20 protein-coding genes are annotated in these 20,391 nt (G+C 62.5%); 7 read left to right on the top strand and 13 right to left on the bottom strand.

Annotated features, from left to right (window positions below; translation table 11 throughout):
- From IE095_RS16080 to IE095_RS16065, 4 genes are all read right to left on the bottom strand, one after another.
- Positions 1 to 782, bottom strand: a 782-nt coding sequence (locus tag IE095_RS16080) for a phytanoyl-CoA dioxygenase family protein (protein ID WP_189412950.1), incomplete at its 3' end; no start/stop codon positions are given.
- A 164-nt stretch (positions 783 to 946) separates the two neighbouring features.
- Positions 947 to 2,329, bottom strand: a complete 1,383-nt coding sequence (locus IE095_RS16075) for a DEAD/DEAH box helicase (protein WP_189412948.1) — start codon at positions 2,327 to 2,329, stop codon at positions 947 to 949.
- A 281-nt stretch (positions 2,330 to 2,610) separates the two neighbouring features.
- The gene (locus IE095_RS16070) at positions 2,611 to 2,862 is read right to left on the bottom strand and encodes a DUF167 domain-containing protein (protein ID WP_189412946.1); all 252 of its coding nucleotides are present in this window, start codon (positions 2,860 to 2,862) and stop codon (positions 2,611 to 2,613) included.
- Positions 2,859 to 3,287 carry a lytic transglycosylase domain-containing protein gene (locus IE095_RS16065; RefSeq protein WP_229804865.1) on the bottom strand — a complete coding sequence of 143 codons (429 nt, stop codon included), beginning with the start codon at positions 3,285 to 3,287 and terminating at the stop codon, positions 2,859 to 2,861. Before IE095_RS16065 ends, IE095_RS16070 begins: the two co-directional genes overlap by 4 nt.
- A 150-nt stretch (positions 3,288 to 3,437) precedes the next feature.
- On the opposite strand from IE095_RS16065, the gene IE095_RS16060 reads away from it, so the two are divergent.
- A complete protein-coding gene (locus tag IE095_RS16060) occupies positions 3,438 to 4,010 on the top strand; it encodes a nitroreductase family protein (RefSeq protein WP_189412942.1) in 573 nt (190 codons plus the stop codon).
- Positions 3,995 to 4,699 (top strand): EI24 domain-containing protein, encoded by a 705-nt coding sequence (locus IE095_RS16055; RefSeq protein WP_229804863.1) that lies wholly within the window; start codon positions 3,995 to 3,997, stop codon positions 4,697 to 4,699. The genes IE095_RS16060 and IE095_RS16055 overlap by 16 nt, the downstream gene beginning before the upstream one ends.
- Here IE095_RS16055 and IE095_RS16050 read toward each other — a convergent pair.
- The gene (locus IE095_RS16050; protein WP_189412940.1) at positions 4,690 to 4,977 is read right to left on the bottom strand and encodes a DUF1467 family protein; all 288 of its coding nucleotides are present in this window, start codon (positions 4,975 to 4,977) and stop codon (positions 4,690 to 4,692) included. The two genes, IE095_RS16055 and IE095_RS16050, sit on opposite strands and share 10 nt — an antisense overlap.
- On the bottom strand, positions 4,974 to 5,378 hold the full coding sequence (mce, locus tag IE095_RS16045; RefSeq protein ID WP_189412938.1) for a methylmalonyl-CoA epimerase: 405 nt from the start codon (positions 5,376 to 5,378) through the stop codon (positions 4,974 to 4,976). Before mce ends, IE095_RS16050 begins: the two co-directional genes overlap by 4 nt.
- 130 nt (positions 5,379 to 5,508) lie before the next feature.
- Here mce and IE095_RS16040 point away from each other — a divergent pair, with 130 nt between their 5' ends.
- Positions 5,509 to 6,222 (top strand): response regulator, encoded by a 714-nt coding sequence (locus IE095_RS16040; RefSeq protein ID WP_189412936.1) that lies wholly within the window; start codon positions 5,509 to 5,511, stop codon positions 6,220 to 6,222.
- A 4-nt stretch (positions 6,223 to 6,226) separates the two neighbouring features.
- Here the strand turns inward: IE095_RS16040 and IE095_RS16035 are convergent, their stop codons facing one another.
- The 7 genes from IE095_RS16035 to IE095_RS16005 form a co-directional block, all read right to left on the bottom strand.
- Positions 6,227 to 6,934, bottom strand: a complete 708-nt coding sequence (locus tag IE095_RS16035) for a GNAT family N-acetyltransferase (RefSeq protein WP_189412934.1) — start codon at positions 6,932 to 6,934, stop codon at positions 6,227 to 6,229.
- Positions 6,935 to 6,943: 9 nt separating this feature from the next.
- Positions 6,944 to 8,140 (bottom strand): DUF1501 domain-containing protein, encoded by a 1,197-nt coding sequence (locus tag IE095_RS16030; protein WP_189412931.1) that lies wholly within the window; start codon positions 8,138 to 8,140, stop codon positions 6,944 to 6,946.
- A 5-nt stretch (positions 8,141 to 8,145) separates the two neighbouring features.
- Positions 8,146 to 9,501, bottom strand: a complete 1,356-nt coding sequence (locus IE095_RS16025) for a DUF1800 domain-containing protein (RefSeq protein WP_229804861.1) — start codon at positions 9,499 to 9,501, stop codon at positions 8,146 to 8,148.
- 81 nt (positions 9,502 to 9,582) lie between these two features.
- Complete coding sequence (locus IE095_RS16020) at positions 9,583 to 10,056, bottom strand: DUF1993 family protein (RefSeq protein ID WP_189412929.1); 474 nt, start codon at positions 10,054 to 10,056, stop codon at positions 9,583 to 9,585.
- Positions 10,053 to 11,831 (bottom strand): aspartate--tRNA ligase, encoded by a 1,779-nt coding sequence (gene aspS / locus IE095_RS16015; RefSeq protein ID WP_189412927.1) that lies wholly within the window; start codon positions 11,829 to 11,831, stop codon positions 10,053 to 10,055. Before aspS ends, IE095_RS16020 begins: the two co-directional genes overlap by 4 nt.
- 157 nt (positions 11,832 to 11,988) lie before the next feature.
- Positions 11,989 to 12,636 (bottom strand): aminotransferase class IV family protein, encoded by a 648-nt coding sequence (locus IE095_RS16010; protein ID WP_229804859.1) that lies wholly within the window; start codon positions 12,634 to 12,636, stop codon positions 11,989 to 11,991.
- Positions 12,594 to 13,724 carry an aminodeoxychorismate synthase component I gene (locus IE095_RS16005; RefSeq protein ID WP_229804858.1) on the bottom strand — a complete coding sequence of 377 codons (1,131 nt, stop codon included), beginning with the start codon at positions 13,722 to 13,724 and terminating at the stop codon, positions 12,594 to 12,596. The genes IE095_RS16010 and IE095_RS16005 overlap by 43 nt, the downstream gene beginning before the upstream one ends.
- 251 nt (positions 13,725 to 13,975) lie before the next feature.
- Here IE095_RS16005 and IE095_RS16000 point away from each other — a divergent pair, with 251 nt between their 5' ends.
- The 4 genes from IE095_RS16000 (at position 13,976) to IE095_RS15985 (ending at position 20,336) form a co-directional block, all read left to right on the top strand.
- Positions 13,976 to 15,532 (top strand): amino acid permease, encoded by a 1,557-nt coding sequence (locus IE095_RS16000; protein WP_189412921.1) that lies wholly within the window; start codon positions 13,976 to 13,978, stop codon positions 15,530 to 15,532.
- Between the two features lie 124 nt (positions 15,533 to 15,656).
- Complete coding sequence (carB, locus tag IE095_RS15995; RefSeq protein WP_189412919.1) at positions 15,657 to 18,986, top strand: carbamoyl-phosphate synthase large subunit; 3,330 nt, start codon at positions 15,657 to 15,659, stop codon at positions 18,984 to 18,986.
- 162 nt (positions 18,987 to 19,148) lie between these two features.
- The gene (locus IE095_RS15990; RefSeq protein ID WP_189412911.1) at positions 19,149 to 19,781 is read left to right on the top strand and encodes an NYN domain-containing protein; all 633 of its coding nucleotides are present in this window, start codon (positions 19,149 to 19,151) and stop codon (positions 19,779 to 19,781) included.
- Between the two features lie 165 nt (positions 19,782 to 19,946).
- Complete coding sequence (locus IE095_RS15985; protein ID WP_189412909.1) at positions 19,947 to 20,336, top strand: GFA family protein; 390 nt, start codon at positions 19,947 to 19,949, stop codon at positions 20,334 to 20,336.
- The last annotated feature ends 55 nt before the right edge of the window (positions 20,337 to 20,391 follow it).

The following is a 20,391-nucleotide window of genomic DNA, read 5'->3' as shown; positions in this document are numbered from 1 at the left end:
GCCAGTCCGCAGGCCTGTCGGATGGCCATCTGCACCGGCGAAGGTGGCAGCGCCGGGTCAAACTCGGCCACAGGCCGCAGGGGCGGTTGCGCAAGGAAGCGCGGCACTGCACCCCGATGCGCCTGTGCCGCATGAACAAGGAAAGGATGGCACAGATACACCGTGCCTGCTGGCCCTGTCGCCAAGGCCTCTTCGCAAGCGGTCGTCGAGACATAGTTCTCTGCCGACAATTGCCGCAAACTTGCACCTTCGCCCCCATAGGGCAGCAGCTCCCGCGCGATGATCCGGTGCGACCCCTTCCTGATCCGTGTCGGCGCGTCTTTTGGCCCGACATCCGACAAAAGGAACAGCATCAACAACGCCCGATGACTGCTTTTCACATTCACGCGCCATTCCATGAAATCCGGGGAATCGCCAAAGCTCATGTCCACATGCCAGCCGTCATCCCCCGTTGCTGCAACCGAAGGAAAGCGAACCACCAGACTGCCCAGCCCCGTCGGCCTGTGCCAACGTCCCGTACCCGCCAACTGGTCATAGGCCCGATGCAGCATCGGCGTATTTCCTGCGGCGACAAACGGGGCCGTGCTTTTCCAAGCAAGCCGCCGGACCGGATCAATCCAGCCCTCAGGCTTATCGGGGGAAAGCCGCATCTCGCGCCAAAGCTCGGCCCGACATTCCTGCGCCAGTTCGGCGGGGAAAGCCTTGGCAAGGCAGACGAAACCATCTTCGATAAAGCCTGTAATCTGACCCTCGGTCAGACCTGTCTCCATGTCTTCAGACATTGCACATCTCCTCTCGGCACCCGCTGGCGGGGCCGTTTGATCTGATCGGCGCTTGCGCACCACGGCGAACCAAGGCCGTTCAGATCAGCGGGAAATATGTCGACATGAACATCATAGATTTAGAATAGGTCTCGCACCCTAAGGGCGCAAGACCTTTGGCTTTCTCAGCGTGCCGGGCGCGACTGCCCGCCCCCACCGGCGCGGCGTGGCGGCTTTCCAGCCCCTGCCCCCATCGGTTTCGCCGCCGCCGGACGCTGCCCCTGCGGACGTGCGCTCTGCGGCTTCGCCCCGGCGGGCTTGGCCCCAAACGGTTTCACCGCCCCGGCCTGCCCCCGCACTTGCGGCGGACGGCCACGGCCCTGACCGCCACCCCGGTTCTGCCCCGGCTTTGGCCCGGCCAAGGCAATCGCCTCGGTCGACCAAGGCGCACCACCCACCACCGGAATGGCTTTTTTCAAGACCTTCTCAATCGCTTTCAACTCGTCCATTTCAATCGGCGCGCAGAAGGAAATCGAGGAACCCTCGGCCCCCGCCCGTGCCGTCCGTCCGATACGGTGGACATAGTTTTCCGGCACATTCGGCATGTCATAGTTATAGACGTGCCGCACCGTCGGAATATCAATCCCCCGTGCCGCCACATCGGTGGCCACCAACACATCCAACTGCCCCGATTTGAACTCGGTCAGCGTCCGGTCGCGCTGGTTCTGGCTTTTGTTGCCGTGGATCGATCCGGCCTTGAAACCCCAGGCAGCCAGCAGTTTCATCAGCTTTTCCGAACCATGTTTCGTCCGCCCGAACACCAACGCCTGTTCGCCCGGATGCTTTTTCAGATAGTCCTCCAGCAGACGCGCCTTGTCGCCATTGGGGATAAAGTGAACGCCTTGGGTGATCTTGTCTGCCGGTTTGCCGGGGGGCGAGACCTGAACGCGGACCGGATCGCGCAGATAGGTGCTGGCGATGTCCTCGATATCCTTCGGCATCGTGGCGCTGAACAGCAGCGTCTGGCGGCGCAAAGGAATATGCTTCGCAATCTTCTTCAGGGCATGGATGAACCCCATGTCCAGCATATGATCCGCCTCATCCAGCACCAGATAAGCGCATTTTTCTAGGCTCACCGCCTCGCGCTCCAGCAGGTCAATCAGACGTCCAGGTGTGGCGACCAGCACATCCGCACCCCGCTTCAACCGGTCGGATTGCTTGTTGATCGAAGCGCCGCCGACGACCATCGCGATGGAAACGGCGGTGCCTTTGGAAAACATTTCCAGATTGTCGCGGATCTGGGTGGTCAGCTCGCGGGTGGGCGCCAGGATCAGCGCCCGCACATTGCGCGGCCCCGGCGGATGGCCCAGATCCAGCAGGCGGTGCATCAGGGGCAGGCCAAAGGCCGCCGTCTTGCCGGTGCCGGTCTGGGCCAGACCCATCAGGTCACGGCCCTGCATGATATGGGGAATGGCCTGCGCCTGAATGGGCGTCGGCGTCGTCAGGTTGGTTTTTTCAAGGGCTTTCAGAATCTTGTCGGAAAGACCCAAGGATTTAAAGTCAGTCATATGTCACTTTCGGGCCTGCCAAAGGCGGGCCAAGGGGCCGCTCACCGCGGCGATCAGGGGCCGCGCCAGCCTCGCCACCGGGGCACATCCCCCATGACCGTCCGCGCGGCGGAACCCCTGCGTGAAGGTGGGAACCTTTGTCCGGGCCAATCAGGTGCTCACGCGGCACGGGCCTTGGGACTGTGGGGCAGATGGGGCAGATTGCATGGAAAGTCAAGGCCAACGTAGGATGGGCCATTGGCCCATCTTCCTTTTCCGCAAAGATGGGCCAATGGCCCATCCTACGTCACCCGAAACACCTTCTCCCGCGAAATCTCCCCCCGCACCAGCACCAGCCGCGTCTTGGCCAGCCCCAGCGCCTCGGCCAAAGCCACCCGCGCCGCTTCGGTGGCGCGGCCACCTTCGGCCACCTCACCCACCGCGATATGCACAACCCCATCCCGCAGTTCGACAAACCGCCGTCGGGCACCGGGCGTCACCTTCACAGCCAGCAAAGCCCCCGGTACGGCCAGCGCAGAAAGCGCGCCCTTCACCCCCGCAGACCGGTTTCTTCCAGCAGGCCCAGACGTTTCGCCTCATAGTAATAGCCTTTGGAATACCACATCACGGCCCGGTCCTCATTCCCCCGCGACACCATCCAAGCACCCTTCAGATACTTTCCCGCATACATCAGGTTGGTTTCCGCATCCAAAAGCCCCTGCGGCGATCCCCGATAGCCCATCGTCTGTGCCGTCTGCGGCAGGATCTGCATCAGGCCATAGTAAGGCCCGTTCCTCGCCCCCGCATTGTAATCGCTTTCGCGCTGGATCACCCGATGCAGCAGGCTGGGCGGAATGTCGTGGATCCGGGCATATTTGTTGACCAAGGCCCGCATCTCCGGCGTTTCCCCGTGGTTCAGCCCACCATGCGACACTTCGGCTCGCCGTCTGCGCCCGCAGGCCCCCAACGTCAGAGCCATCGCGCCCACCAACATCGCCCGTCTTTGCATCGAAAGCCCTCGTTCTGTCCCTGCCGCCGTGATAGCCAAAATCCGCAGCGCGCAAAAGGCCATCGCTTGACCTTCGGCCAGCCATTGCCCAAATCCAAAGCCAAGCAATGAAAGATCATCATGTCCAACTCTACCGCCTTTGCCTTTCTGGCCGCCCGCCAATCCTATCCCGCCAAGGCGATGACCGGCCCCGCCCCCTCGCGCAGCGAACTGGAACCCATCCTGCAAGCCGCCCTCCGCGTGCCCGATCATGGCAAGCTAGAGCCTTGGCGGCTGATCGTGCTGGAACGCGCGGCGCTGGACCGTCTGGCCGCTTTCGCCGAACAGCGCGCCGCAGAAACCGGCCTTGACGCCGAACAGGCGGCCAAGGGCCGTGGGCAATTCGCCCGATCGCAGCTGTGCATCGCCGTGGTTTCCGCCCCCGTGTCGGGCACCAAAGTCCCTGAAAGCGAACAAATCCTCTCGGCAGGGGCCCTGTGCCAGAATCTGCTGAATGCGGCGCAAGCCGCCGGTTGGGCGGCCTGCTGGCTGTCGGGCTGGCCATCCTATGATCGCGGCTTTCTGGAACTGGGCTTGGGCCTTGCCCCCCACGAATCCATCGCGGGCTTTGTCCATCTGGGCACCCAGGGCACCCCAGCCCCCGACCGCCCCCGCCCCGACCTGGCCCGCGTCGTCCAATGGGTCTCCGCATGATCTTTGGCGATTTCGCCAAGGCGCTGGCCCAGCTGGGCGATCCGCGCTTTCTGCGGGTCGTCCTTTTGGGCATCGCCCTCTCGCTTGCCCTTCTGACCGGCGTCTATGCGCTTTTCCTCTGGGGCCTCGACATCCTTGTCCCGGATGATCTGGGCCTGCCCTTCATTGGCGAGGTTCAGGGTCTGTCCAGCCTTGTCAGCTGGGCCTCTGCGCTCTTGATGCTGGGCCTTTCGGTCTTTTTGATGATCCCCGTCGCCGCCCTGATCAGTGGCTTGTATCTTGAGGACGTCGCCGATGCGGTCGAGGATCGGCACTATCCCCATCTCCCCCCCGTCACTCCGCTGCCTCTGGCCCAATCCCTCGTGCAAGCGGTCAATTTCTTTGGCGTGCTGGTCGCCGTCAACTTTTTCGCGCTGTTCCTCTTCCTATTCGCCGGGCCATTGGTGCCGCTACTTTTCTACGGCCTGAACGGCTGGCTGCTGGGCCGTGAGTATTTCACCCTTGTTGCTGCCCGTCGCCTTGGCTTTGACGGCGCAAAGGCCATGCGCCGCGTTTATTCCGGCCGCATCTGGCTGGCGGGCTGCCTGATGGCCATGCCCCTATCTGTGCCCCTGCTGAACCTGATCATCCCCGTGCTGGGCGTTGCCACCTTCACCCACCTTTTCCATCGCCTCTGGCGTCAGTCCTGAACCTGCGAAGGCCCCAGATCGGGCCGCAGACGGTCCAGATCGGCGATGGTGATCCAGCCCGAGGTGATGATCCCATAAAAGATCACGAACAGAACCGTCGCAATCAGCGTCGTCAGCTTTGCCTTCCACGCGATCCCCGCGTCCTCGGGGGCCGAACGGGCCGAACCGGGCACCACATGCCCCGCCTCCTCCTGCGTCTTGCCCCGCATCGGCAGGACCATCAGCAGAACCATGAACCAGGTCGTCGAATACAACACGATGGCGGCGGTGATGCTCATATCTCTTCCAATTCGATCAGACAGCCGTTGAAGTCTTTCGGATGCAGGAACAGCACCGGCTTGCCATGCGCCCCGATCTTTGGCCTTCCATCCCCCAGAACCCGCGCCCCTTCGGCCTGCAAATGGGTGCGCGCCGCGGCAAGATCCTCCACCTCATAGCAGATGTGATGAATACCACCCCCCGGGTTCTTTTCCAAAAACCCCGCAATCGGCGACCCTGCCCCCAAAGGATGCAGCAATTCGATCTTGGTATTCGGCAGCGTAATGAAAACCACCGTCACCCCATGTTCGGGCAAATCCTGCGGCGGCCCCACCTCGGCCCCCAAAGCCGCGCGATACTGCACCATCGCCCGCGCCAGATCGGGCACGGCAATCGCCACATGGTTCAACCGTCCGATCATCGCCCGCTCCTTTCCCTTGCTTATGCCCTGTTGTCCCCCGCCCCTCAAGTTCCGCCGGATCAAGCTTTGTTAACTTCTTATTAACCGTTTGCGCGCGATGCTGGGTCATGTCGATGTAGCAGGTGCCCCAATGCCGATTCTAGCCGATCAGAACGCCGTTTCCCTCACCACGGCCAGCCATCTGCCTGCTTCGGTGCCGAACGACCTTCCCCTGAAAGGCTTGACGGTTCTGGTGGTCGAAGACAGCCGCCAAGCAGCCGAGGCCTTGCGCCTGTCCCTCCGCCGTCTGGGGGCGCGGATGCGGCGGGCCGCCACGTTGGAACAGGCGCGGGGGCACCTGCGCACCTACCGTCCCGATGCGATCATCATTGATCTGGGCCTGCCAGACGGGTCGGGAACCACATTGATCCGTCAACTCGCGCGCGATTCGACGCAACGACCTATCCTTTTGGCATGCAGCGCCGATCCGACCGGCCGCGAGCCAGCCTTGGCCGCCGGGGCCTGGGGCTTTTTGGAAAAACCGCTGCCGTCGGGTCAGGCCTTGTCCTTCCTTTTGTCGCCTTGGTTCCCCGCCTTGCGCCGCGGCAAGGTCGCCATGCCCAGCGCAAGCCCTCCACCCGACAATCTGTCACTGCGGGATGACTTGCAGTTGGCGCTGGATGGGTTGACGGCTGGCCCTGACATCACCACCCAAAGCTATCTTTTGGCCCTGCTGCGCGGTATCGCCCGCTGCACCCGCGATGCCGAATTGGCCAATCAGGTGGCTTGGGCCGGTCAGACCGGCCAAACCGATGCACTGATCCCGGCCCTTCAGGCGCGCATTGGCCCAGTCTGCTGGCGTTGAGGCCTCAGGCCAGTGCCGGATCGGGTTGAAAACCTGGTCCACGGGTCAGGCCAGACAGGCTTTGGACCTGTATCCCGTCCGGCGTAAAGTTTGTGGGTGAAAGCCAGGTTTCAAACGCGGCCCGCAGGCGCGGCCACTCCCCGTCGATCACCGAAAACCACGCTGTGTCACGATTGCGGCCCTTGACCACCGCCGCCTGCCGGAACGTCCCCTCATAAGAAAAGCCCAAACGCTGTGCCGCCCGGCGCGACGGCATGTTCAAGGCATCACATTTCCACTCATACCGCCGATAGCCCGCCGCAAAGGCCCAGTCCATCATCAGGAACATCGTCTCGGTCGCCGCCCGCCCGCGCTGCAATTCTGGCGCCAGATTGATATGCCCCACCTCAATCGTCCCCACCTCGGGCGTGATCCGCAGGTAAGAGGCCACGCCCCCAAACCGCCCCGTTGCCCGATCGCGCAGCGCCAGAAAAACCGGATCGCTGCCGCCCTGCACCTTTTCCACCCAGGCGGCATAGTCGGCGAGGCTCGCATAAGGCCCATAGGGCAGATAATCCCAAACCCCGGCATCCGCCTGATAGGCGCGGAACAGATCGGCTGCATGGGCCGTTGTCAGCGGCTCGGCCCCGACATAGGCCCCCTCCAGCCGAACACCCTCCGGGCGAACCGGCGCTTTCCAATCCGCCAGCGCCACACCAAACTCTTTCTTCATCGGCCGTCCCTACAGAATAAGCCCCGGATCGTCGCCCAGAATCAGGCCCGGAAAGACCACCTTTTCTAGCAGACCCTTGTCAAAGCCATACAGGCCCCGCATCGCATAGGCTGCCCAATCGCGCACATCCGATGTCGGCATCAGATCACGCCGGTCATAAAGCGCGGCCTCGTCCAGCCCCGGCCAGCGGCCCAAGACCCGTCCCCCGTTGACCGCGCCTCCCGCAGCGATCATCAGCCCCCCCGTGCCGTGGTCGGTGCCTTTCGATCCGTTTTCCCGCGCCGTCCGCCCGAATTCCGTCATCGTCAGCAACACGCTTTGCCCCCAGACCGCGGGCCCCAGCTTTTCCCGCAGCCGCAGGATCAGATGTTCCAATTGTTTCAGGGACCGCTGGATCGCTGTTTTCTGCGTTCGATGCGTGTCCCACCCACCCAGCGAAAAGGCTGCAATCCGCGTTTCCTCGGCCAGGCGGCTTGCCGCAAAATCCACCAACGGATCGATCCCCGCCAACGGTCCGCCGCCCGCCCCCTCACGCAGGTCCATCCCCGCCATCTCGGCAGACAGTTCCAAAGCTCCCGCCGCCGAGGCCGCGAACAACGGGTCACCCTTGTAGATATGCTCCAGCAACAACTGGCTTTGCGGCGTCAGATCCAGCGACAGTTCCGGCGACCAGTTCATCACCGGGGCCGCCCCCACCAGCAAAGGGGCCGCCTCATTGCCAAAAGCATAGGCCGTTTCCGCCGTCAGCCCCGGAATCGCCTGCAACATCCGGTTCATCCAGCCATCCCGCTGCGTCTGCCCCAGCAACAGGTCCGAGCCCGTCCCCGCCTCCAGCAGATCCTGCCCGTCAAAATGGCTCCTCTTGTCGCGATAGGGGGTCGACGTCGCATGAACAAAGGCCAACTCGCCCTTCGACCACAGCGGCATCAGCCCCCCCAGCAAAGGATGCAAACCGAAATAGCCGTCCAGATCGGTGGCCCCCGTCTTCCGCCCCAGATTGGGCCGATAGTCCCGGAACAGCGGATCACCCAAAGGCTGCACCACATCCAGCCCATCCATCGCCCCCCGCAAGATCACAACGATCAGCCTTTTATCCCCCAAGGCCGCCGCCCCGCTCGCCAAGGTCACCGTCGTCAGCAAGGGATGTGCCGCCGCCGAACAGGCGACGCTGGCCAAGGATTGCCGCAGGAATGCACGCCGGTCCATCGCCCCTACCTTCTGTTGAATTCCGGGCTGGACAACACCAGCCCAACCGCATCCCGACGACTTTCCGCCCCGCCCAATGCCAGTTCCAGCCTTTCCCCCAGCCGCCCCCCCAAGGCCCCTTGGGCCAAGACCAAAGGCTCTGGCAGCGGCTTGACCAAACGACTGGGCACCTGCATCGCCCAAGTGATCCGCGCCGCCAGACGCTGCGGCGTGATCCAAGCCTCGGCCTCTTCCGGCCAACCGTCCGGCCCCCCGGCCCGGTTCATCGGCTGGCCCATCGCCGCCATCGGCTCCAGCAAAAGCCGCTCGAACGCCTTCGGCTTCATCCCCACCAGCGTATCCGCCGCAACCCCCAAACCCCGCAGCCCCGCCACCAGAAAATCGAACGGTTGCCGCAGCTTTGTCAGCGGCCCTTCCCAGGCCAAAGGATGGTTCAACAAGGCCCCATAGACCGCCAACAGCGATCCGCCCGTTTCAGCATAGGCTTGCGCCATCGCGACCACCAACTCCTCTGGTGGATCATCGGCCACAAAATGCACAGCCAGTTTCCGCGCCAGATGCCGCCCCGTTTCCGGCCGCACAGCCAGATCCTCCAGCGCCCGCAGGATGGGTTCCACCCCCTTCCCTTCATAGACCTGCCCCAACACCGTCTCCGGCCCCGGCTCCGCTGCCTTCGGATTGAACCCCTGCCCCTCCCGCGGTTTCACGATCAAACCAGTCAGCAGCTCGGCCATCTGCCGCACGTCCTCTTGCGAATAGCCGGCCCCAACCCCCAGCGTATGCAACTCCAGCAGTTCGCGACCCAGATTCTCGTTCAAACCCCGCTTGCCGTCCTTGGCCCGCCGCGAATTCGGCCCGACCGAGACTTGCTGATCCAGAAACAGCAGCATCGCCGGATGCAGCGTCGCCGCCTTCAACATTTCCGCAAAGCGCCCCGCCACATGCGGCCGCACCGCATCTTCCGCAAGGCTAAGCACCACACCCTTGTGGTCATACAGCTTTGGAACCGTTGTAAAATGGTCGGCCCAAAACTGCACCAGACGCTCACGAAATCCATCCGGCGCGCCCAAAGCCCGCGCAAAGATCGCCGCCTGTCCCGCCGCGGCCTGCCGGTTCACCTGTTCCAGCGCCCGGCGAAAATCAATCCGCGCCGCGTCATCCGTGCGGCGCGCCAGCCGCGCCTCATAGCTCGCCCCGAACAGCAAAATCGCTTCGTCCAGATGCACCCCCGGCCATTGCACGGCCGCCGTATCCGGCCCTGCAAGCAGCGAAAGCATTGCTCCCGCCTCAACCGGTGCGCCTGCGGGCAATGGAAGGCCATAGCCAAAACGTGTTGCTGCAATGATCTGCCGGTCGGTCATGCCTTCCTCCCAATAGGGCCAGCATATTCCCTTTGACGCGGCAGAAAAGCCCTTCCGTCACGTGACGATCAGGAAGGCGGGCTAAAAACGAAAACCCTCGGCATAAACATGCTGCCCATCAAAATCGGCCTTCCCCAGCGGAACCCCGGCCCCGCGCAAGGCCGCATAACCCATTGTCAGATGAAAAAAGAAATTCGGCATTCCATATAGGAACAGAAAATCACTCGCCGTCTGTTCCAGATCGGCCTGCCCCGCCCGGTGCAGGATCACCCGCCCCTCGGCCCCCTCAAACTCCTCAACCCGCATGGCGCCCAAGGTCGCCCGCGCAATGGCCAGCCGGGGGGCCAGTGCGCTGGGTAGATCCGGCACCTCGCGCCCCGCCAAGGGGCAGGCGATCCGCAGGGCATAGCCCGCGGCAATGCCGAACTGCTGGCCCGCGGGAAAAGCATCGCCCAACTGCGCCTGCAAATCCGCCTCGGACACCCGTTCGACAATCCGGGACACCTGCCCCAGATAATGCCGCAAGACGGGAACCGAGGCGGTGTAGAGCATCATTCCTTGGGCACCACCCGCAGACCCAATTCGCGCAGCTGGTTGTTCATCGGCTCCGACGGGGCACCCATCAGCAGATCTTCCGCCCTTTGGTTCATCGGGAACATGATCACCTCGCGAATGTTCGCCTCATCCGCCAGCAGCATCACCGCCCGGTCAATCCCCATCGCACAACCGCCATGGGGCGGTGCGCCGTATTTGAAGGCTTTGACCATGCCGCCAAAGCGCTTGTCCACTTCGCTGTTGGGATAACCCGCCAGTTCAAAGGCCTTGTACATGATTTCCGGCTTGTGGTTGCGGATGCCGCCCGAGATCAGCTCATAGCCATTGCAGGCCAGATCGTACTGATAGGCATAGACCTTCAGCGGATCACCATTCAGCGCCTCCAGCCCGCCTTGCGGCATCGAGAACGGGTTGTGGCTAAAGTCGATCTTGCCGTCATCCGTCTTTTCATACATCGGGAAATCGACGATCCAGGCGAAACGGAAGGTATCCGTCTCGGTCAGCCCCAATTCGCGGCCAATCTCGTTCCGCGCGCGGCCTGCGACCGCCTCGAACTGCTCCGGCTTGCCGCCCAGGAAGAACGCCGCGTCGCCCAGACCCAGACCCAGTTGAACGCGAATGGCCTCCGTCCGCTCTGGCCCGATGTTTTTCGCCAAAGGCCCTGCGGCCTCCATCCCCGAACCATCCTCGGCCTCGCGCCAGATGATGTAACCCATCCCCGGCAGGCCTTCCTTCTGGGCAAAGGCGTTCATCCGGTCGGCAAACTTGCGGCTGCCGCCCGTCGGCGCAGGAATGGCGCGGACCTCGGTCCCTTCCTGCTCCAGCAGTTTCGCAAAGATCGCAAAGCCCGAGCCGCGGAAATGATCCGACACCACCTGCATCTTGATCGGGTTGCGCAGGTCGGGCTTGTCCGACCCATACCACAAAAGCGAATCCCGATAGGCGATGCGCGGCCAGTTGGCATCAATCTTGCGGCCTTTGCCAAATTCTTCGAACAGGCCCTGAATGACCGGCTGGACGGCGGCAAAGATGTCTTCCTGTTCGACGAAAGACATTTCCACGTCCAACTGGTAAAAGTCGGTTGGCGAACGGTCGGCGCGCGGGTCTTCATCCCGGAAGCAAGGCGCGATCTGGAAATAGCGGTCAAAGCCCGCCACCATGATCAACTGTTTGAACTGCTGCGGCGCTTGCGGCAGGGCATAGAACTTGCCCGGATGCAGCCGCGAAGGCACCAGAAAATCGCGCGCACCTTCGGGCGACGAGGCCGTGATGATCGGCGTCTGGAATTCGTTGAAGCCCTGATCCCACATCCGGTTGCGCAGCGAACGCACGACGTTCGACCGCAGCATCATGTTCTGATGCAGCTTTTCGCGGCGAAGATCGAGGAAACGATAGGTCAGGCGGGTTTCTTCGGGGTAATCCACATCGCCGAAAACCGGCATCGGCAATTCATCGGCCTGCCCCAGAACGGTGATGCCGGTGGCATAAACCTCAATCTCGCCGGTCGGCAGCTTCGGGTTCACCAACGACGCATCGCGCCCTTTGACCCGGCCATCAATCTGCACAACCCATTCCGCGCGCAGCTTTTCAATCCCTGCAAAGGCGGGGCTGTCGCTGTCGGCCAGAACCTGCGTGATGCCGTAATGGTCGCGCAGATCGACGAACAAGACACCGCCATGATCGCGCACCCGATGCACCCAACCCGAAAGGCGGACATTCTGGCCCACATCGGCCTTGTTCAGTTGGGCGCAGGTATGGCTGCGATAGATGCTCATCGGGGTCACTCCATTCATCGGGGCCGATACAACGCGAAGGCGGGGGGAAGTCAAGGAACTTGGGAAAAATGCCGCCCTTTCCCATTCATCTTGCCCAAAATACCTGGGGGTGTGAGCGTCAGCGAACAGGGGGCAAAGCCCCCTTGAATGCATAGGCTTATGGCGAAGCCATGCCGATGGATGCAGGGATCAACCCCCGCAGGCTGTTGCCCAGCCAACGCCGCACCTGGCCCAAATCCTCCAGCCGCAAAACACCTTCCGCACAGGCCCCGCTGTCCAGCATCTCGGCCCGCAAGACCCCCGGCAGCAGGCCGCAAGACAGCGGCGGCGTCATCAGCCCATCGCCGCGATCAAAGAAAATGTTGCTGATCGTCCCCTCGCAAACCTCCCCCCGCGCGTTCGCAAAGATCACCTCATCCAGCCCGGCCACCAGCCCCGCCCGCGTCTCATCATAAAGCCGCCGCTTCGTCGTCTTGACCCCCAGCCAAGGATCCTCGGCCCGCAACCGCACCTCCGACACAGCCACCCGCCATTCTGCCGGATTCGCCGCCAAAGCCCCCGCCGTCACCGCCACCGAACCATCCCGCGCCAGCGTCAGCCGCAGCCGCTGATCCGATCCGCTTAAGGCCCCCCGCAACGCCGCCTCGGCCGCGGCCCCATCAAACACAAACCCCAACCGCCCCGCCGAGGCTTCCAGCCGCGCCAGATGCCGCTCCAGCCGCACCAATTGCCCGCCCCGCGCCCCCAGCGTTTCAATCAGCCTTAACCCCGGCTCGAAAGCCCCGTCGCGAAACGCGCTTTCCACAGTGCTTCCTCCCATTCGCTGTCCGCCCGGCTGTCCGCCACAACCCCGCCCCCCACATTCAGCGTCACGAGGTCCCCCTCGATCCGCAACGTCCGGATCGCCACGTTGAAATGCGCCCGACCGTCCGGCGCCATCCAGCCCACCGCCCCGCAATAGGCCCCCCGCGCAAAACCCTCCACTTCCCGGATGATCTCCATCGCCCGGATCTTCGGTGCCCCGGTCACCGACCCGCAGGGGAACAAGGCCGCCATCAGCCCTGCCATCGAAGCCCCCTCCACCAGCTGCCCCACCACCCGGCTCACCATCTGATGCACCGTCGCATAGCGTTCCACCGCGAACAGTTCCGGCACCCTAACCGACCCCACCCGCGACAGCCGCCCGATGTCGTTCCGCAGCAAATCCACGATCATCAGATTTTCCGCCCGGTCTTTTTCCGACGCCTGCAAAGCCCCCGCCAAGGCCGCATCTTCCGCCGCATTCGCCCCCCTTGGCGCTGTCCCCTTCATCGGCCGCGCCGTGATCTGCCCAGCCCCGTCCACCGCAAAGAACAACTCCGGCGACCGCGACACGATCACCGGCCCTTCCCCGAAATCACAAAACGCCCCCTCACCCACCCTTTGCCGCGCCGCCAAGGCCCCCATCAGATCCCACGCGCTTCCCCCCAAAAGCCGCCCCTCCATCGGAAAGGTCAGGTTGATCTGATAGCAATCCCCCGCCGCAATATACCCCTGCACCTTTACAAAGGCCTCGTCATAGCCCCCTCGCGAAACCATCGGCACCAGTTCTGACAAAACCGCCCGCTCCGGCCGCTGCCGCGCCAAGGCCCCTGCCGCATCCCCCGGCCCCTCGAACACCCCGAACCTCAGCAAGGGCCCCGCCCCCTTGGGCATCAAGGACAACAGCCGAGGCTCCAAGGCATAGCCCGCCTCATAGCCCATCCAGCCCGCCACCCAGAAACCATCCGCCCGTGCCGCATCCAGCGCCGCCAGCGCCGGCAGAACCTCTTCCGCCCGATCCGCCCGGATCAGTCGCTGCGCCCCTTCAAACAGCGCCGCCCCCCCATCGGGCCCATGTTCGACATAGATCACTGCCTGCCCCGATCCTGAACCGAACCTGTCAAATAATGCGCCGCACCGTGGCCTGCCAGCCTCATTCCGCCGCATTTGCCCGGAAAACCGGCACAACAACTTTGTAACGATTTATTCAGTGCTTGCCGAAATGAAACTTTTGGGCTTCCATGCCGCCAGGCAGCCCGATGGGCGACCTCAACAATATCTTGGGGCAGGGAAGCAACCCTTCACCCAAACAACGCCATATCTCGAAGGGAGACGGTATCAACATGCGGGACTATACCGATAAGGATAAGTCAGAGGACAAGAAGCTCCTCCACGACATGGGCTATGCTCAGGAACTTTCGCGGTCGATGAGCCGCTTTTCCAACTTTGCGATTTCCTTCTCGATTATCTGTATCCTCTCGGGCGGGATCAACTCGCTCGGTCAAGCCACCTCTGGTGCCGGTGGCGCAGCCATCGGTCTGGGTTGGCCCCTTGGCGTGTTGATTTCCGGCGTGTTCGCCCTCTGCTTGGCGCAGATCTCCTCGGCCTATCCCACCGCTGGCGGCCTTTATCACTGGGGCTCCATCCTTGGGAACCGCTTCACCGGTTGGCTCTCGGCTTGGCTCAACCTGCTTGGCCTTGTCACCGTTCTGGGTGCCATCAACGTCGGCACCTATTACTTCTTCTTCGGCGCGTTCGGTGCCTACTTCGGTATGGAAGACACGCTGACCACCCGTGTCGCTTTCGTGGGCGTCCTCACTGGCGTTCAGGCCCTGATCAACCATTACGGCATCGGCCTGACCGCCAAACTGACCGACTTCTCGGGCTTCCTGATTCTGGCCACTTCCGCCGTTCTGGCTGTTGTCTGCCTGATCTCGGCTGACACGCTGGAATTCAGCCGCCTGTGGACCTTTGGCAACTACACCGGCACCGAAGGCGCCAGCGGCGTCTGGCCTGTGGCTGTCGGTGGCGGCATGGCTTTCCTTCTGGGTCTTCTGCTGCCGGTCTATACGATCACCGGCTATGACGCCTCGGCCCACACCTCCGAAGAAACGCTGAAAGCCTCGATCTCCGTGCCCAAGGGCATGGTGTCCTCGGTGATCTGGTCGGGCCTCTTTGGCTGGATCATGCTCTGCTCTTTCATCCTTATGCTGCCGAACATGGACGACGCCGCCAAACAGGGCTGGAACGTGTTCTTCTGGGGGATGGATGCGCAGGTGGATCCGACGCTCAAGATGGTGCTCTACGTCCTCATCTTCGTCGCCCAGTGCCTCTGCGGTCTGGCCACGGTCACCTCGGCCAGCCGGATGCTCTTCGCCTTTGCCCGTGACAACGGGGTGCCCGGCATCTCCAAATCGCTGGCCACGGTGAACCCGAAACTGCGGACCCCGGTCGCGGCCATCTGGACCGCTTCGATCTTGGCTGTTCTGTTCGTCTGGCTGACCTCGATGGTCACCATCGCGGGCACCCCGGCCTATTCGATCGTTGTGTCCTGCACCGTGATCTTCCTGTTCCTCTCCTTCGCCCTTCCCATCGGGCTGGGGCTGTTCACCATCGGCGGCCCGAAATGGCCGGTCATGGGCATCTGGAACATGGGGATCGGCATGTACAAACTGGTCGCCGTCCTGTCGCTGATTTCGATGGCTCTCATCTTCTTCATCGGCATTCAGGCTCCGAACGACTGGGCGCTGGAAATCACCGTGGGCTTTATCGCTCTAGCGCTGGTGATCTGGGTGGCCATTGAAAACCGCCGCTTCGAAGGTCCGCCGATGGGCGACCGGATCAAGCAACGGCAGGCGATGATCGCCGCCGCCGAAAAGGCCGTGGGCGAAGCACACTGATCCTTGTGACACAAGACATGGGCCAGAGGGAAACCTCTGGCCCATTTGCTTTGCGAATACCCTTGCGCCGGGGCCGCGCATGGCTATAACCCGCGCAATTTTGCGCATACCAAAGGGGCCTGCCATGCCGAAACGGACCGATATCCAATCGATCATGATCATCGGCGCGGGGCCCATCGTCATCGGACAAGCCTGTGAGTTTGACTATTCCGGCGCACAGGCCTGTAAGGCGCTGCGCGAAGAAGGCTACCGGGTCATTCTGGTCAACTCGAACCCGGCAACGATTATGACCGATCCGGGTCTGGCGGATGCCACCTATATCGAACCGATCACGCCCGAAGTCGTGGCCAAGATCATCGAAAAAGAACGCCCCGACGCCCTGCTGCCCACGATGGGCGGGCAGACCGGGCTGAACACGGCGCTGGCCTTGGCCGATATGGGCGTGCTCGACAAATTCAACGTCGAACTGATTGGCGCAAAACGCGCGGCCATCGAAATGGCCGAAGACCGCAAGCTGTTCCGCGAGGCGATGGACCGCATCGGTCTGGAAAACCCCAAGGCCACCATCATCGCTGCGCCGAAAAAAGCCGACGGCAAATATGACATCGCCGCAGGTGTCGCCGAAGCCGTCTCGCAACTGGAATATGTGGGCCTGCCCGCAATCATCCGCCCCGCCTTTACCCTGGGCGGCACGGGCGGCGGCGTCGCCTATAACCGCGATGATTATGAAGCGATTGTGCGTTCGGGGCTTGAGGCCAGCCCCATGGCGCAGGTTCTGGTCGATGAATCGCTTCTCGGCTGGAAAGAGTATGAGATGGAGGTGGTCCGCGACACTGCCGACAACGCCATCATCATCTGTTCCATCGAAAACGTCGATCCGATGGGCGTGCATACCGGCGATTCGATCACTGTGGCCCCGGCGCTGACGCTGACCGACAAAGAATACCAAATCATGCGCAACGGCAGCATCGCCGTCCTGCGCGAGATTGGCGTGGAAACGGGTGGTTCCAACGTCCAATGGGCGATCAACCCCGCCGATGGGCGCATGGTCGTGATCGAGATGAACCCGCGTGTGTCGCGCTCGTCGGCGCTGGCGTCGAAGGCGACGGGTTTCCCGATTGCGAAAATCGCCGCGAAACTGGCCGTGGGCTATACGCTGGACGAGTTGGACAACGACATCACCAAGGTCACGCCCGCCTCGTTTGAACCCTCCATCGACTATGTTGTCACCAAAATCCCCCGCTTTGCCTTCGAAAAATTCCCCGGCTCCGAACCCAACCTGACCACCGCGATGAAATCGGTGGGCGAGGCGATGGCGATTGGCCGCACCATCCACGAATCGCTGCAAAAGGCGCTGGCGTCTTTGGAAACCGGCCTTTCGGGCTTTGACGAAATCACCATCCCCGGCGCCCCGGACAAAGCGGCCATCACCAAGGCCCTCAGCCAAGCCACCCCCGACCGCCTGCGCGTGATCGCCCAAGCCATGCGCCATGGCCTCACCAACGACGACATCCAAGCCGCCACCGCCTTTGACCCGTGGTTCCTGAACCGCATCCGCGAAATCATCGACACCGAAGCGCAAGTTCGCAAAGACGGCCTCCCCGTCACCACCGAAGCCCTGCGCCACCTGAAAATGATGGGCTTCACCGACGCCCGTCTGGCCAAATTGACGGGCCGGGATGAATCGCAAGTCCGCCGCGCCCGCCGCAATCTGGGCGTCAAGGCCGTCTTCAAACGCATCGACACCTGCGCCGCCGAGTTTGAGGCCCAGACCCCCTATATGTATTCCACCTATGAGGCCCCCGCGATGGGCGACGTGGAATGCGAATCCCGCCCCTCCGACGCCAAAAAGGTCGTCATCCTCGGCGGCGGCCCCAACCGCATCGGCCAAGGCATCGAATTCGACTATTGCTGCTGCCATGCTTGCTATGCGCTGACCGCGGCGGGCTATGAAACCATCATGGTCAACTGCAACCCCGAAACCGTGTCCACCGACTACGACACCTCGGACCGCCTTTATTTCGAACCGCTCACTTTGGAGCATGTCCTCGAAATCCTGCGCGTTGAGCAGGAAAACGGCACCCTTCATGGCGTCATCGTCCAGTTCGGCGGCCAGACCCCGCTGAAACTCGCCAATGCCCTTCACGCCGAAGGCATCCCCATCCTTGGCACCACCCCCGACGCCATTGATCTGGCCGAGGATCGTGAGCGTTTCCAGCAACTGCTGAACAGCCTCAACCTCAAACAACCCATCAACGGCACCGCCCGTTCGCGCGACGAAGCCTTCAAAGTCGCCGCCCAAGTCGGCTACCCCCTCGTCATCCGCCCCTCCTTCGTCCTCGGCGGTCGCGCGATGGAGATCATCCGCGAAGACGCCCAGTTGGAACGCTACATCGCCACCGCCGTCCAAGTTTCCGGCGACAGCCCCGTTCTGCTCGACAGCTATCTGTCGGGCGCCATTGAGGTTGACGTCGATGCCTTGTCTGACGGCCAGAACGTCCATGTCGCGGGCATCATGGAACATATCGAAGAGGCCGGCGTCCATTCCGGCGATTCCGCCTGCTGCCTCCCCCCCCATTCCCTCAGCGCCGAAACGGTGGAGGAACTCAAGCGCCAAACCGTCATCATGGCCCGCGCCCTGAATGTCGTGGGCCTCATGAACGTCCAGTTCGCCATCAAGGACGGCACGATCTATGTGCTCGAGGTGAACCCCCGCGCCTCCCGCACCGTGCCCTTCGTCGCCAAGGCCACCGATTCTGCCATCGCCTCCATCGCCGCCCGTCTGATGGCCGGCGAACCCCTGTCGAACTTCCCCCTGCGCCCGGCCTATCCCGCCGGCGTCGGCCCCGACACCCCCCTGCCCCTGATGGACCCGCTGACGCTGGCCGATCCGAAAACCCCGTGGTTCTCGGTGAAAGAGGCCGTCCTCCCCTTCGCCCGCTTCCCCGGCGTCGATCCTCTGCTCGGGCCGGAAATGCGTTCGACGGGTGAGGTCATGGGCTGGGACCGCACCTTTGCGCTGGCCTTCCTCAAGGCCCAGATGGGCGCGGGCATGACCCTGCCCACCGGCGGCCGCGTCTTCCTGTCGGTCAAGGACATGGACAAGACCCAAGGTCTCGCCGACGCCGCCCGCGGCCTGCTGACCATGGGCTTTACCATCACCGCCACCAAAGGCACCGCCGCTTGGCTGACCGCCCAAGGCGTGGCCGCGACCGCCGTCAATAAGGTCTATGAGGGTCGCCCCAACATCGTGGATTCGCTGAAGAATGGCGACATCACGCTGGTCATGAACACGACCGAGGGCACCCAGTCGATCAGCGACAGCCGCGACATCCGCCGCGTGGCTTTGATGGACAAGATCCCCTATTTCACAACCGCCGCCGCCGCGATTGCCGCGGTAAGCGCGATGAAGGCGCGGGATGAGGGCTATGGGGTGCGGACGTTGCAGGGGTGAGGGGGCAAGCGAACACTGCTGTTCACCATTCGTGAACCATTTCACGCTATAGCGTGTTGACAGGGACGCCAAAGCGCCCATATTTCAGTTATCCACCTCGTTCGGTATATCCGGCGAGATAGGGCCGCGCTGAAAGGCGCGGCCTTTTTCTTTGGGGGTTGCATGCAAGGGAATGCTCAACGTCGCGTCGCTGTCTATATTGACGGATTCAACCTTTATCATGCGCTCGACGAACTGCACGATGACAGCCTCAAATGGCTGTGCCTGCGCAGGCTTTCGAACAGCATAATCCGCGAAAATGAAATTCTTAACGCTGTGAAATACTTCTCGGCCTTTGCGACTTGGATGCCCGATGCAATGCTGCGACATCGCGCTTACGTCGAGGCTCTTCGATGTGAAGGCGTCGAATTCATCGCAGGGAACTTCAAGAAGAAATTTCTGAAATGCAAAGTCTGCGGTGCCCAGTACCAAACCCACGAAGAGAAAGAAACCGATGTCAACATTGCGATTCACTTGGTGAAGGACACGTTCCTTGACCTTTTTGATCGGGCCATTGTCATTTCCGCAGACACGGATATGTCCAGCGCCGTCGCAATGGCGCGGGCTCTACCGGGTGCAAAGCAGATCGACGTCGTATGCCCACCGGGGCGGTTAGCGCGCGCAAGGTCGTTGAAACCCTTGTTTGAACTGCCGAAAGGCAAAATCAAAGCGGCGCGTCTGGATGAACGATATGTGACAAAGGACGGTCGCGTGATCAACATCCCTGCAAAATACAAGTTGCCAGCAGGTTCATAGCCGCACAATCAGAAGGTTGTTTTCGCGCTCGCCACTCAGCCGCACCGACCTCGCCAAACCAATTGGCGGCGCTTCTCATCTTTTCCGCCATGCGTAGGTCGGGGGCTTGCCCCGACTCGGCACTTCCCCACAATGTCGGCGCAAACGCCAACCCAAGGCCCCAAAATGTCCCAACACCCCGGCGGCTGTCTCTGCGGCAAGGTCCGCTTCCTCGCCAAGGGCCAGCCCAATCGCGTGGGCCTGTGCCATTGTCTCGATTGCCGCAAGCATCACGGGGCGCTGTTTCATGGCTCGGCGATCTTTCCCGCCAGCGCCGTCACGGTGCAGGGCGAAACGCGGCATTACAACAACCGGCATTTCTGCCCCAACTGCGGCTCGCCCGTCTTTGGCCGCAGCGGGAATGAGGTTGAATTGAACCTCGGCGCCTTCGACGCCCCCGACCAGTTCACCCCCACCTACGAACTCTGGACCCTCCGACGCGAGGCTTGGCTTCCCCCCTTCCCGCTGATCCATCACGAAAAGAACAGACCCACCGACACACCCCACGAACCGTAGCAACCGTGTTCAGATTGCGGTGGGGGTCCATTTTGATCCTCGTTTGAGGACTGTG

The sequence above is a fragment of the Neogemmobacter tilapiae genome, assembly GCF_014652215.1.
Classification (GTDB): Bacteria; Pseudomonadota; Alphaproteobacteria; order Rhodobacterales; family Rhodobacteraceae; genus Neogemmobacter; species Neogemmobacter tilapiae.
This window is presented reverse-complemented; position numbering and strand designations above follow the sequence as displayed.

What these genes read in the sequence shown, in the direction of transcription:
- IE095_RS16075 (WP_189412948.1), bottom strand. Translation starts at nt 2,329, where the DNA reads ATGACTGACTTTAAATCCTTGGGTCTTTCCGACAAGATTCTGAAAGCC.
- IE095_RS16065 (WP_229804865.1), bottom strand. Translation starts at nt 3,287, where the DNA reads ATGGCTCTGACGTTGGGGGCCTGCGGGCGCAGACGGCGAGCCGAAGTG.
- IE095_RS16060 (WP_189412942.1), top strand. Translation starts at nt 3,438, where the DNA reads ATGTCCAACTCTACCGCCTTTGCCTTTCTGGCCGCCCGCCAATCCTAT.
- IE095_RS16055 (WP_229804863.1), top strand. Translation starts at nt 3,995, where the DNA reads ATGGGTCTCCGCATGATCTTTGGCGATTTCGCCAAGGCGCTGGCCCAG.
- IE095_RS16050 (WP_189412940.1), bottom strand. Translation starts at nt 4,977, where the DNA reads ATGAGCATCACCGCCGCCATCGTGTTGTATTCGACGACCTGGTTCATG.
- mce (WP_189412938.1), bottom strand. Translation starts at nt 5,378, where the DNA reads ATGATCGGACGGTTGAACCATGTGGCGATTGCCGTGCCCGATCTGGCG.
- IE095_RS16040 (WP_189412936.1), top strand. Translation starts at nt 5,509, where the DNA reads ATGCCGATTCTAGCCGATCAGAACGCCGTTTCCCTCACCACGGCCAGC.
- IE095_RS16035 (WP_189412934.1), bottom strand. Translation starts at nt 6,934, where the DNA reads ATGAAGAAAGAGTTTGGTGTGGCGCTGGCGGATTGGAAAGCGCCGGTT.
- IE095_RS16030 (WP_189412931.1), bottom strand. Translation starts at nt 8,140, where the DNA reads ATGGACCGGCGTGCATTCCTGCGGCAATCCTTGGCCAGCGTCGCCTGT.
- IE095_RS16025 (WP_229804861.1), bottom strand. Translation starts at nt 9,501, where the DNA reads ATGACCGACCGGCAGATCATTGCAGCAACACGTTTTGGCTATGGCCTT.
- IE095_RS16020 (WP_189412929.1), bottom strand. Translation starts at nt 10,056, where the DNA reads ATGATGCTCTACACCGCCTCGGTTCCCGTCTTGCGGCATTATCTGGGG.
- aspS (WP_189412927.1), bottom strand. Translation starts at nt 11,831, where the DNA reads ATGAGCATCTATCGCAGCCATACCTGCGCCCAACTGAACAAGGCCGAT.
- IE095_RS16000 (WP_189412921.1), top strand. Translation starts at nt 13,976, where the DNA reads ATGCGGGACTATACCGATAAGGATAAGTCAGAGGACAAGAAGCTCCTC.
- carB (WP_189412919.1), top strand. Translation starts at nt 15,657, where the DNA reads ATGCCGAAACGGACCGATATCCAATCGATCATGATCATCGGCGCGGGG.
- IE095_RS15990 (WP_189412911.1), top strand. Translation starts at nt 19,149, where the DNA reads ATGCAAGGGAATGCTCAACGTCGCGTCGCTGTCTATATTGACGGATTC.
- IE095_RS15985 (WP_189412909.1), top strand. Translation starts at nt 19,947, where the DNA reads ATGTCCCAACACCCCGGCGGCTGTCTCTGCGGCAAGGTCCGCTTCCTC.